Genomic DNA, 11,409 nt, shown 5'->3' on the forward strand with positions numbered 1-11,409 from the left:
GAGGGGTCTGAGACAGTTCCCCCATGGACGCTTCCGTGATGTCTCAGGTGTGGTGGTTGTGGGCGTTACTCGCCCTGGTGGTGGGGCTCGGGCTGGGTGCCGCCGTGGGAATGTCGCTGGCTAGTCGCCGGACACGTCGGATCGAGGCCGAGGTCGACGAGCTGCAGGCCGAACGCCTGAAGGCCTTGCAAGAGAGCGCCGCCGCGCGAGAAGCCAAGGAGCAACTCGAGAGGCACGTGGCCACTCTGGAAGCTCGCTCCTTCCAAGATCAGAACGTGCTGCAGGCGTTGGCGCCACTCAATGATCAGCTGCGCACCGTGGGACGTCACGTCACTCAACTGGAACGGGACCGCGCTGAGCAATTTGGTGCTGTAAGTCAGGCCCTGGATGCCGCTCGCAGCACGGACGCGCAGTTGCTGGAGGCCACCGGGTCGCTGTCCTCGTCGTTGCGCTCCACCACTGTGCGCGGCGCGTGGGGTGAAATGCAGTTGCGTCGCGTGGTGGAAGCCGCCGGAATGCTACGGCACGTGGATTTCACGGAGCAGGATTCACGCACGACCGACCGCGGTGTGCAGCGCCCGGACATGATCGTGAAACTGCCCGGCGGACAGGTCATCGTGGTCGATGCTAAGGCACCCATGAACTCCTACTTGGATGCGCAAGCCGTGCCCGCGGACGGCTCACCGGAGAACGACCAGCGCCGAGCGCAATCCTTGAAGGCACACGCCAATGCACTGCGAGCGCACGTGGACGCGCTGGCGGCCAAACAGTACTGGACAGGTAACGATGGCTCCCCCGAGCTGGTGATGTGTTTCGTCCCGGTGGAATCCGCACTCGCCGCAGCCCTGGAGTCGGATGCGGCACTACTGGAACATTCATCTCGAAACAATGTGGCGTTGGTGTCCCCGGTGTCGCTGATGGCCTCGCTCAAGGCGGTGGCATTCAGCTGGCGTCAGGCCACTCTCACGGACAACGCGCGCGAGCTCTACCGGCTCTCGCGAGAGCTCTACGACCGTATGGGATCTGTGGGTAAGCACCTAGCTGATATGGGTGGCTCACTCAGGCGTTCGGTGGACGGCTACAACAAACTCGTGGGCTCACTCGAAACCCGTGTGTTGCCTTCGGCCCGCAAGATCGCGGCGCTGGATCCCACCGACAACGACTCCACCGGGCTCGAAACTAAGCCCGTGGAAACCATGCCCCGAGCCGTCACTGCGACCGAGTTCGTGCTGGACGGTTCCGCTGACCGGGGTAATGAGACTGGCCCGCGCGAAGACAACGCACGGGCCAGCTAATGCTGCGCCGCCCGGCTGACCGAGTGATCGGGTGAGCGGGTCGAGACAGCTCCCGGCCGGTCGCAGTGTCGCGACCGCCAGGCGTTCGGATCAGCGGTTGGGACGCGATCCGCGGCCGCCGAGCTGACGAGATTTGTCGCCGCCCTCGGCGAGCTTGGCACGCAGCTCCTTGGGCAGGGAGAACAGAATGTCCTCTTCAGCCGTGACGACTTCTTCGACCTCGCCATAACCGTACTCAGCCAGCAGGTCGAGCACCTGCTTGACGAGCACCTCGGGCACCGAAGCACCGGACGTCACACCGACGGTGGCAACACCCTCGAACCAGGACTCATCGACCTGGTTGGCGAAGTCCACGCGCTCGGCACGCTTGGCACCGTATTCCTCAGCTACTTCCTTGAGCCGCACGGAGTTGGACGAGTTGGCCGAACCCACCACGATCACCAGGTCCGTCTGTGGCGCAATTTCCTTGATCGCCGCCTGACGGTTGGAGGTCGCGTAGCAAATGTCGTCGCTGGGCGGGTCCTGCAGGTTGGGGAACTTCTCGCGGAGCTTGTTGACGGTCTGCATGGTCTCGTCCACGCTCAACGTGGTTTGCGAGAGCCACACGACCTTGTCCGGGTTGTTGACCTCCAGGGTGTCCACGTCCTCCGGGGAGTTCACGATCTGGATGTGCTCGGGGGCCTCGCCGAACGTGCCTTCGACCTCTTCGTGGCCCACGTGACCGATCAGCAGGATCTCGTAGTCGCCGCGAGCGAAGCGCACGGCCTCGCGGTGCACCTTGGTGACCAGCGGGCAGGTTGCGTCAATGGTTTGCAATTTGCGGTCCGCTGCGGACTGCACGACCGCCGGGGACACACCGTGGGCGGAGAACACCAGCAGGGATCCCTCGGGAACCTCGTCGGTCTCATCCACAAAAATGGCACCGCGTTCTTCCAGCGTGCCGACCACGTACTTGTTGTGCACAATCTCCTTGCGCACGTACACCGGGGCACCGTAGTGCTCGAGTGCCTTCTCCACCGCGATCACGGCGCGGTCCACACCGGCGCAGTATCCGCGCGGCGCGGCCAACAGGACCTTGCGAGAACCGGCGACCGGAGCGGCATCGGCGATCTCTTGGGGTGTGCGCCGAACGCGAGGAACGGTGGGCATGGAAAGATCAACGGTGGTGGACATGCTCTTAATGGTAGGTGACTGCGTGACGTCTCACCACGGCGCCCGTCACACCGGCGAGCGCGACCACCGCAGCCCAGATCATGCCCGTGACGCACCGGGCCACAAAGGATTCGCGCAACAGGCCCACGATTTCGAGGACCACCAGATTCGCCACCGGCTCAATCGAGGACGCCGATACCACCGACTGACCCGCCACGAGCGCTGCGATCAACAACGCACCCGTCATCACCACACCGGCCAGGCCCAGACCCGCCAGGGCAAGCCACCGCCGGGGAGCCAACAGCAGGGTGGCAATGCCCAGCGCCCCGGCCAGCCACGGCAGCACAAAGCGCCACTGGGTGATCCACACGATCGCGTCGATCACGGGACCGGTGCGTGCCCCGGGAACCGACACCGTCAGCTCTTGCGAACTCAACGACGGGTCGATGCCCAAGGTGTCCCGAATGCGTTGATCGATCGTGGCACCCACCGGATGAACGTTCACCACCAGGTTCTCGGGGGCCTCCCCCATCTCCGGCGACAGCGGAACGTTGGCCGCGTGAGTTTCCACCAGCACCTGCGTCCACATCTCGCGCTGCTCAGGCGCGGTTGCGAACGATTCGGCCGCGCCGACGGCGCCCTCCCGTACTCGCTCGAGGGTCTGGTCCACGGGTCCGATCCCGGTTTGGTAATCGTCCAGCAGTCCGAAGGAGGCCCGGTCCAACAGGGTCCCCACCAGTTCCGTCTGGAATTGGGTGTCCGTGACGACCGAGTGAGCGGTGTCCTGGAAACCGGACGGGGACAATAAGTGATCCTGCAACCACGTGAGCCCGAGCCACGCGGCGAAGAACAGCCCAGTGAGGAGTCCGCACAGCACGGCACCCGCGGTTCGCAACGCACGGGTTGTGGACGAAGGGGGTTGAGGGGTCACGACTCCACTTTAGGGAAAAGTCGCCTGTGCATGTCCGCGGAGGGTGGTAAGCATGACCCATGAGCACATCACCTTCGCCGCAGCCCTCGGATGCTGTAGACGTTCCGGACCCGCACCGGGAACTCGCTCAGTTCGCGCGGGACACCTCTCCGGAGAACCCATGGCCGTTGAGCCGCTTGTCCTCCAACCTCAATGCCTGGATCAAGAAGGCCCCGGATGCGTGGGTCGAGGGCCAGGTCATCGAGGTCAATCACCGTGCACGCGTTTCCTACGTGACCCTTCGGGACATGAACGAGGAAATGTCCGTGTCCGTCACCCTGTTCGGCCAGGAAATGACTGCGCTGCAGCGGCCCCTGGAACAGGGCATGCGCGTGGTCGTGAACCTCAAGGCGGACTTCTACGCCAAGACCGGTCGACTCTCGATGATCGGCCGTGGCATCCGACCCGTGGGCCTGGGCGATCTGCTGGAACGCCTCGAACGCTTGCGTCGCGCCTTGGCTGATGAGGGGCTTTTCGATCCCCGCCACAAGAAACCGCTTCCCGTATTGCCCTTGTGCGTTGGGCTGATCACGGGGCGTAACTCGGATGCGGAGAAAGACGTGGTCCGCAACGCCTCCCTGCGTTGGCCGGGTGTGCAGTTCGAGATCCGAGAAGTTCCGGTGCAGGGCAATGGCGCTGCCAACGCCGTGAGCGCGGCGCTGGCGGAATTGGATCAGTTGGAGCACGTGGACGTGATCGTGATTGCCCGCGGCGGCGGCGCATTCGAGGATCTCCTGGCCTTCAGCGAGGAATCCTTGATCCGCAACGTCTTCGCGGCGAACACCCCCGTGGTCAGCGCGATCGGTCACGAGAACGACCAGCCGTTGCTGGACTACGTGGCGGATGTTCGTGCTTCCACCCCCACTGACGCCGGCAAGCGCGTGGTGCCGGACGTGCAAGAAGAACGACTGCGCATCGGCCAGGCCCGAGCCGCACTGGATCGTGCGGTCACCACTCTCATCGAGCGTGAGCAGCAGGGTTTGGCGTCCATGCGCACCCGGCCAGTGCTCTCCCAACCGGACGGCATGATCCTGGTTCGGGAAGAAGACCTGGACCGCTGGCGCTCACGCGCCTGGTCTGCGGTCAACACCGCAACACTCCGCGCGCAGGACGCCGTCACCCAGATGCGAGCACGCGTCCGCGCCCTGTCACCCCAGCAGACCCTGGACCGCGGCTACGCCGTGGTGCAGACCCAAGACGGGCACGTGGTCACGGAAGCTGCTTCCGTGAAGGCTAAGCAGAAACTTGCCGTGCGCCTGGCCTCCGGTGAACTGGGCGTCACCGTGGACAACGTCAGCCAACGCCAACCCGGCGAGCACTAATTAACAGCACGTCAGCAGAACTACTGAGAGGACCATCATGGCCAAGGAAAACCAGTCCCCGGACAACGCAGCCCCGGATCTGTCCGACATCGACCAGCTTGGTTACGAGCAGGCCCGCGAACAGCTCGTGGAGATCGTCTCCAAGCTCGAAACCGGCGGCACCACGCTCGAGGAGTCACTGCAGTTATGGGAGCGCGGCGAAGCCCTGGCCACCCGCTGCGAGAACTGGCTGGACGGCGCCCGGGAACGGCTCGACGCCGCCCGCGCCCGGCGTGAAGAAACCCGGGAGCAGACGGCGTCGGAGTGAGCCATGTCTGAACGGATTCGACTGGCTGAGCCTGTGAGCGCGAGCCGTGGAGCGGCTGTGCCCTACTGGTGGTAGCCGGAGAGGAACTCGCCCAGCCGGTCGAGAGCGGTGTCCAGCATCTCGACTGCGGGCAACGTGACCAGACGGAAGTGGTCCGGTTCACCCCAGTTGAACGCGGTGCCGTGGCTGAGCAGGATCTTCTGTTCCTTGAGCAGGTCCAGGGCGAAGCGCTCGTCATCAACGATGCCGAACTTCTCCACGTCCAGCTTGGGGAACAGGTAGAGAGCGCCGTCGGCCTGTTGGCACGTGACGCCGTCGATCTCGTTGAGCTTCTTGTACGCGAGGTCGCGCTGAGCCTTAAGGCGGCCGCCGGGGAGGATCAGGTCATTGATGGACTGGTACCCACCGAGCGCCGTCTGGATTGCGTGCTGCGCCGGAACGTTGGCACACATGCGCATGTTGGCGAGCAGCTTGATGCCCTCGATGTAGGACTCCGCGCTCCAGTTGGGGCCGGTGATCGCCAGCCAACCGGAACGGTAACCGGCCACCCGGTACGCCTTGGACAGGCCCGAGTACGTCAGACACAGCACGTCCTCACCGGTGAGTGAGGCCAGGTTGATCATCTCGGCGCCGTCGTAGGTGATCTTTTCGTAGATCTCGTCCGCGAACAGAATGAGTTCGTGCTTCTTGGCGATCTCCACGATCTTCTGGAGGGTTTCGCGCGAGTACACGGCACCGGTGGGGTTGTTGGGGTTGATCACCACGATGCCCTTGGTGCGTGAGGTGATCTTGGATTCCAGGTCCTCGAGGTCAGGGTTCCAGCCGTTCTCCTCGTCGCACAGGTAGTGCACGGGCGTACCGCCGGACAGCGCCACCGAGGCGGTCCACAGCGGGTAGTCCGGGGAGGGAACCAGAATTTCGTCACCGGTGTTGCACAGCGCCTGGAGCGTCATGGTGATCAGCTCGGACACACCGTTGCCCAGGTAGACGTCGTCGGTGTCCAGGTTCATGATGCCGCGCGTCTGGTAGTACTGCACCACGGCGGTGCGGGCGGAGTAGATGCCGCGAGAATCCGAATAGCCCTGGGCGTTGGGCAGGTTCTTGATCATGTCGACCAGGACCGCGTCCGGCGCCTCGAAACCGAAGGGCGCGGGGTTGCCGATGTTCAGTCGCAGAATGCGATGACCCGCCGCCTCCATTTTTTCCGCCTGATCCAGCACGGGACCGCGGATGTCGTAGAGCACGTTCTTCAGTTTGTCGGATTGCTTCACCATTGCCATGAGGGCAACACTACTCGCCCCTTATGGCGCTGCCACGCAGATTTACCGGGGCTGTTCCCTGATAAACGCTGCGGCTTCTTCCGGGGTCATGTCCGGGTTTTCACCGCTGACCAACCGGGTCATCATGGCCAGATCCCCGGTGCGGATGTTGGAGGTGATGCCGTTGACCGCTGAGACCGCATCCCCCGTCAGCCCCTCCGAGGCCACGGCCACGAGCTTCTCCGGGCGGTACAGATTATTGGGGTCGTCCAGCACTCTGAGGTCGTCGTCATCGATTACCGGCGAGGACTCGGGCAACACCGCCGCCTGCACCTCGTTGTTGAGCAGCGCGTCCACGCGCTCGGAGTACTCGGCCAGTTCGGGGGCGGACTTCGGCTTGCAGTCGTAGTAACTCTCGAGCCCCTTCACGCCCTGATCGGAATCCGCGTAGTTACCCGGCATACCGATCGCCATGTCCGAACAGTGCTCCCCCACCGAGGTGAGATCGTCCAGTTCAAGCTCCACGGCCGTCGCGGGAGTCACCACGAATCGATCGGTGTTCTGCCCCGGAGACTCGTTGAGAATCTGCAGGCCCTTGGGCATCGAGTCGGGCAGCGCATCGTAAACATCGTCCCCGGACGGCCCGGTCTCGCCGGTGAATCCCAGCAACTGCGCGAGTGAGCCGATGAACCCCGGGTCCTCGGACGCCGTGGGTGCCGGGGTGGGAGTATTCGACGGCGACGCCGGCGTTTCGTTCTCCGCCACGTGCACGTACAGGTCGCCGGTGAAGTCCGGGAGCAAGTCCACTTCGTTGGCTTGGAGCGCGTCGAACAGCTCGTTCCGTTCACGCCCCGCGTCCACCACGTCCGCACCAATGCCCTGCTCGCGCAGTTGCTGGGCGTACATGTGCGCCACCACGCGGGTCTGATCACTCACCCCGGTGGCAATTCTCACCGGGCCGCCCGCCTCGGTTCCGGGTGACGACGCCGCCGCGGTCGGCTCGGGTGCCGCATCTCCCGTTGCGGGCCCATTGCCTCCGTTGTCGCATGCAGTGAGAGCGAGCAGGCCGGTCAGGGCGATCCCCATGAGACCCACTCGACTTCTAGTCGGGCTGGTCTTCGTGACTCCGCGGCTGTTCAGAGGGGCACCGTGATGAGCACCCGTGGTGTGGTCATTGGTCACTCTTCGATGTCCTGCTCGACCACCGGGCTGGGCGCTTCTTCGGGCTGCTCGACCCACCGGCCAAGCCCCGCTAAATGCAGGGCTTGATCCACCAGGTCGAGACGAGCGAGTTCATCCAGTTCCACCAGGGGGAACCACCGGGTGTCGTCGGATGAGCCGTCTTCCTCGACGGTCAACTCACCGTCCACCACGTGTGCTGTGTAAAGGACTCGGCACGCGTGATAGTCGCGCGGCTGACCGTCCAGCCGCTGCTCGGACGCCATCCACCGGCTGTGTACACCCAGCAGGGTGTCGGTGTGCACGGTGTAGCCGGTCTCCTCGAAGACCTCGCGCAGCATGGTGGTTTCCGGTTGCTCGCCAGGTTCCATACCTCCCCCGGGAAGGGTCCACGCGCCGTCGAAATCAGCGCGGCGCGGATTCCAATGGGTCAGCAGAACCTGCTGGTCACGAACGATGAGCGCGTAGGCGCCCACCCTGGAATCGAATGCCAAACTCATGGTGACGAGTCTACTGACCGTGAGCGAGCGGCGTCGTACCCGTTGAGCCACGCGCCCCGGCGGTCGTCACGAGCGGAAGGCGAGCGGCCATAATGGGCGGGTGAGCATCGTGGAGAACGCCATTTACCGGAATGGTCAGCGGATCGAAACCCCGTCGAGCCTGCAGGAGACGTACCGGCTCCTGCTGAAACTGGATGAGGAATGCGCTAGCGCGCCGGACGATCAGCGGGAATCCGTGCTCGCGTGGATCGGGCTGTACCGACCAAGCGTTGACGAGGTGAAGTCACTGGCGGAGCACTTCGAACTCCACGAGCTGGCCGTCGAGGACACGATCCAGGCGCATCAGCGGCCCAAGATCGAGCGCTACGGTGACACCCTGTTCACCGTGCTGCGGCCTGCTGTGTACAACGATCACGACGAGACCGTGGACATCGGCGAGATCCACATTTTCACCGGCCCCAACTTTGTGATCACCATTCGGCACTCGGAATCGCGCGGGGTCTCGCATGTGCGCAAGCGTGTGGAGCGGGAAAGTGAGCTGCTGCGCATGGGCGGGGACGGAGTGCTCTACGCGCTGTTCGATCAGATCGTGGACGACTACTTTCCGGTGCTGGACGGTCTGGAAACCGATATCGACGAGATCGAGGATTCGCTCTTCGCCGGCGAAAGCCACGTCTCGCAACGCATTTACGAGCTGGCCCGCGAGGTCAACGATTTCCACCGCGGTGTGTCCCCGTTGAACACGGTGATGAATCAGTACTTCGCGGGATTTCAGAAGTACAACACCAACGAAGAACTCCAGCACCGAATGCGCGATGTTCTGGACCACGTGATCATCGTGAACAACAAGCTCGAGTCCATGCGATCCTCACTGGCCGATGCCATGACCCTGGACTCCACGCTGACCACGGCCCGGCAGAACGAGGCCGCGATGGAACAGAACGAACAGATGAAACGCATCTCGTCCTGGGCGGCCATTCTCTTCGCGCCATCCATCGTGGGGTCGATCTACGGGATGAACTTCGCGCACATGCCCGAATTGGAGTGGCAGTACGGCTACCCCATAGCGCTGGGGTTGATGCTCGGTGTGGGCGTGGTGCTCTACGTGATCTTCAAGGCCAAGAAGTGGCTCTAGCGCTCGCTTAGGGAGCATTCATCCGGGGCGGTTAATCTAGTGCTCGATGGATGAGAGATTGCTTGATTGGCATTTTTGGATGGATGCGCCGTTCCGCGTGCTCCTGATTTTCCTGGGCGCGCTGCTGCTGACCGCCGTGCTGCGGTTGGTGATTCGCAACGTCACCAGGGGCATTGCGCGCGGTTCGCGCTCGCGCATCGTGCGCAAGATCGACAACGGTAAGCCCCGATGGGTTGCCGACGCCGGGCTGGCCTCGGACCGCCAGGCGCAACGAGCCTCCACCGTGGGGTCCGTGCTGTCCTCGGTGGCCACGATCGTCATTTGGGCCGTGGCCATCTTGATGATCATTGCGGAGCTGGGATTCAACATTGCGCCGGTGTTGGCTTCGGCCGGTATCGCCGGCGTGGCCTTGTCGTTCGGCGCGCAATCCCTGGTCAAGGACTACCTCTCCGGCATTTTCATGGTGGCCGAGGACCAGCTCGGCATTGGCGATTCCGTGGATCTGGGTGAAGCCATTGGCACCGTGGAAAGCGTGGGGCTGCGCGTAACCCAGGTGCGCGACGTCAAGGGCACCCTGTGGCACGTGCGCAACGGCGAGATCCTGCGCGTGGGCAACCAGTCGCAGGGCTGGGCCCGTTGCGTGCTGGACATCCCGGTCCCCTACGACACCAACATCGACCTGCTCACGGACCTCATCGAACACGAAGCGCAGCTGTTGCGCGACGACCCGGATATGGGCCCCAACATCATCGACGACCCCGAAGTCTGGGGCGTGGAAAACATCACCGGCGAGTCCATCACCGTGCGCCTGGCCGTGAAGACCGCGCCGCTGCAGCAATGGGACGTGGCCCGTGTACTGCGGGTGCGGATCAAGAAGTTGCTGGACCGCGAGGGTCTGCGTCTCCCGCTGGTCAATCAGATGGTGGTGCGCAACGACGGCGCTCCGTCCGGTTCCTCCGCGGCCGACGAGGACACGCGCACCACGTCCTTCCCGCAGCCTCGCGTGCCGATGACGGGTCAGCTGCGCACCGCGGTCCGCAAGCCCGAACCCGCCCCGGACACCTCCACCACCGACGGCCGCACGCCCAGTAAGGACGGCACGACCACCGATTCCTCGGAGCGTCGCGGGGACGGTTAGTTTCGCGCGGATCTAGCGTGGGCGGCGTCGTCGGGCATTCTTGCTCGCCGACGCCGCTTTAGCTCCCTTGGGTCCCTTTCCACCGCGGCGCTGCTGGGCCTTGGGCTGCTGTTTTTGGGGCTGCTTCTTTGCCTTGGCCTCTTGTGCTTTTTTGTCCTGACTGGGCGGGGTATCGCGTCCGCTGTTGGCGCTGCGGCCGCGCACGATGCCGACGAACTGCTGGACCGCGGCTTCGTCCTCTTCGCTGAGATCCTGCGGCCACACGAGCACCACGGGGATGGTGGGCGCGTCCGTGAGCTCGCGGTAGGTGACGTCCTTGCGATGATGCAGGCGAGCCACCGACATGGGCAGGATGACGGGGCCGACGCCAGCGGCGGTGAGTTCAATGGCCATGTCTGCTTCGTCGGTGACGGGCTTCTTCTGTGGTTCGCTTTCGGCCGTCAGTTCGTCGGTGGTGAGCGTCTCCGCGACGGTGAGGATATGGTCCTTGTCGAGCACGACGACCTGGAGTTCTTCGTAGAGGGCTACAGCGCGGAACTCCTGGCGGAGCTCTTCCAAGCTGGGGTCCTGGCCCTCCCATTCGAGGCGGACGAAGCAGGCTTTGATCTCGCCGCTGGTGAGTGCCTCCCGCCAGCTGTCGGCGCGGACCGGGTACTGGCTCAGGGCCGGCTTGTGACGGCGGTCCTCCCACCTCCGGAACCACTTCCCCGGCATCACACCGGGAACGTAGCCGACTGCGAACTGGTCATGTGCTGTCGCTTGCTCGGGTGTAAGTGGGGCTTGGGCGGCGTCCGGTTCGGTCATGGGACAACAGTAATCTGCGCGGCCGCACGGGCCCGTTCGACGTGCGAAAAGTAGGTAGGAGGACTACAGTGATCTCTGTTGCAAGGGGCTTTAGCTCAGTTGGTAGAGCGTTTCGTTCGCAATGAAAAGGTCAGGGGTTCGATTCCCCTAAGCTCCACTTTTGTCCTGCGTCGGGTCATCGTTGACTGATGAGTCGGTAGCTGGATGACAGAAGGGTCTTGGAACTGAACTGACCCCCGGGAGTTTGACTGAGGAATTCAGTTCCAACGTCCGGGGGGTGTCCCTATGTTTCGAGTCAAGCCGCGAGAGTGGGTGGCTCGGGGGTCGGGACTGGTGTGGGTGACTGGT

11 protein-coding genes and 1 tRNA gene are annotated in these 11,409 nt (G+C 63.8%); 6 read left to right on the forward strand and 6 right to left on the reverse strand.

The genetic code is table 11. From position 1 onward, the window contains the following. The first annotated feature begins 23 nt into the window (after window positions 1-23). On the forward strand, window positions 24-1,295 hold the full coding sequence (locus tag EWV37_RS14600; RefSeq protein WP_238663340.1) for a DNA recombination protein RmuC: 1,272 nt from the start codon (window positions 24-26) through the stop codon (window positions 1,293-1,295). Between the two features lie 90 nt (window positions 1,296-1,385). Here EWV37_RS14600 and EWV37_RS14605 read toward each other — a convergent pair whose 3' ends face one another. Further along, on the reverse strand, window positions 1,386-2,468 hold the full coding sequence (locus EWV37_RS14605; RefSeq protein ID WP_095796317.1) for a 4-hydroxy-3-methylbut-2-enyl diphosphate reductase: 1,083 nt from the start codon (window positions 2,466-2,468) through the stop codon (window positions 1,386-1,388). Between the two features lie 4 nt (window positions 2,469-2,472). Then, window positions 2,473-3,378, reverse strand: coding sequence for a hypothetical protein (locus EWV37_RS14610; RefSeq protein ID WP_129702406.1), 906 nt, complete (start codon window positions 3,376-3,378; stop codon window positions 2,473-2,475). A 59-nt stretch (window positions 3,379-3,437) separates the two neighbouring features. Here EWV37_RS14610 and xseA point away from each other — a divergent pair, with 59 nt between their 5' ends. After that, on the forward strand, window positions 3,438-4,739 hold the full coding sequence (xseA, locus tag EWV37_RS14615; protein ID WP_129702407.1) for an exodeoxyribonuclease VII large subunit: 1,302 nt from the start codon (window positions 3,438-3,440) through the stop codon (window positions 4,737-4,739). A gap of 37 nt (window positions 4,740-4,776) precedes the next feature. Beyond that, complete coding sequence (locus tag EWV37_RS14620; protein WP_129702408.1) at window positions 4,777-5,046, forward strand: exodeoxyribonuclease VII small subunit; 270 nt, start codon at window positions 4,777-4,779, stop codon at window positions 5,044-5,046. 62 nt (window positions 5,047-5,108) lie between these two features. On the opposite strand, the gene EWV37_RS14625 is transcribed toward EWV37_RS14620, so the two are convergent. The 3 genes from EWV37_RS14625 to EWV37_RS14635 all read right to left on the reverse strand — a co-directional run bounded on the left by EWV37_RS14625 (window position 5,109) and on the right by EWV37_RS14635 (window position 7,984). Then, window positions 5,109-6,326 carry a pyridoxal phosphate-dependent aminotransferase gene (locus EWV37_RS14625; protein ID WP_129702409.1) on the reverse strand — a complete coding sequence of 406 codons (1,218 nt, stop codon included), beginning with the start codon at window positions 6,324-6,326 and terminating at the stop codon, window positions 5,109-5,111. A gap of 42 nt (window positions 6,327-6,368) precedes the next feature. Continuing rightward, complete coding sequence (locus tag EWV37_RS14630; RefSeq protein WP_238663342.1) at window positions 6,369-7,391, reverse strand: glycine betaine ABC transporter substrate-binding protein; 1,023 nt, start codon at window positions 7,389-7,391, stop codon at window positions 6,369-6,371. A 92-nt stretch (window positions 7,392-7,483) separates the two neighbouring features. Continuing rightward, complete coding sequence (locus EWV37_RS14635; RefSeq protein ID WP_129702410.1) at window positions 7,484-7,984, reverse strand: NUDIX hydrolase; 501 nt, start codon at window positions 7,982-7,984, stop codon at window positions 7,484-7,486. A 100-nt stretch (window positions 7,985-8,084) separates the two neighbouring features. Here EWV37_RS14635 and corA point away from each other — a divergent pair, with 100 nt between their 5' ends. Beyond that, window positions 8,085-9,119, forward strand: coding sequence for a magnesium/cobalt transporter CorA (corA, locus tag EWV37_RS14640; protein WP_129702411.1), 1,035 nt, complete (start codon window positions 8,085-8,087; stop codon window positions 9,117-9,119). Window positions 9,120-9,165: 46 nt separating this feature from the next. Continuing rightward, on the forward strand, window positions 9,166-10,257 hold the full coding sequence (locus EWV37_RS14645; protein WP_238663344.1) for a mechanosensitive ion channel family protein: 1,092 nt from the start codon (window positions 9,166-9,168) through the stop codon (window positions 10,255-10,257). Between the two features lie 12 nt (window positions 10,258-10,269). On the opposite strand, the gene EWV37_RS14650 is transcribed toward EWV37_RS14645, so the two are convergent. Then, complete coding sequence (locus EWV37_RS14650) at window positions 10,270-11,061, reverse strand: LysR substrate-binding domain-containing protein (RefSeq protein ID WP_129702412.1); 792 nt, start codon at window positions 11,059-11,061, stop codon at window positions 10,270-10,272. A gap of 84 nt (window positions 11,062-11,145) precedes the next feature. On the opposite strand from EWV37_RS14650, the gene EWV37_RS14655 reads away from it, so the two are divergent. Next, window positions 11,146-11,218: transfer RNA gene (locus tag EWV37_RS14655), tRNA-Ala, on the forward strand. Window positions 11,219-11,409: the final 191 nt, after the last annotated feature.

The sequence above is a fragment of the Kocuria carniphila genome, assembly GCF_004136555.1.
Taxonomy (GTDB): domain Bacteria; phylum Actinomycetota; class Actinomycetes; order Actinomycetales; family Micrococcaceae; genus Kocuria; species Kocuria carniphila.

Excerpts from the sequence above, each read along its gene's own strand:
- EWV37_RS14600 (WP_238663340.1), top strand. The coding sequence starts at position 24 with ATGGACGCTTCCGTGATGTCTCAGGTGTGGTGGTTGTGGGCGTTACTC.
- EWV37_RS14605 (WP_095796317.1), bottom strand. The coding sequence starts at position 2,468 with ATGTCCACCACCGTTGATCTTTCCATGCCCACCGTTCCTCGCGTTCGG.
- xseA (WP_129702407.1), top strand. The coding sequence starts at position 3,438 with ATGAGCACATCACCTTCGCCGCAGCCCTCGGATGCTGTAGACGTTCCG.
- EWV37_RS14620 (WP_129702408.1), top strand. The coding sequence starts at position 4,777 with ATGGCCAAGGAAAACCAGTCCCCGGACAACGCAGCCCCGGATCTGTCC.
- EWV37_RS14625 (WP_129702409.1), bottom strand. The coding sequence starts at position 6,326 with ATGGCAATGGTGAAGCAATCCGACAAACTGAAGAACGTGCTCTACGAC.
- EWV37_RS14630 (WP_238663342.1), bottom strand. The coding sequence starts at position 7,391 with ATGGGGATCGCCCTGACCGGCCTGCTCGCTCTCACTGCATGCGACAAC.
- EWV37_RS14635 (WP_129702410.1), bottom strand. The coding sequence starts at position 7,984 with ATGAGTTTGGCATTCGATTCCAGGGTGGGCGCCTACGCGCTCATCGTT.
- EWV37_RS14645 (WP_238663344.1), top strand. The coding sequence starts at position 9,166 with ATGGATGAGAGATTGCTTGATTGGCATTTTTGGATGGATGCGCCGTTC.
- EWV37_RS14650 (WP_129702412.1), bottom strand. The coding sequence starts at position 11,061 with ATGACCGAACCGGACGCCGCCCAAGCCCCACTTACACCCGAGCAAGCG.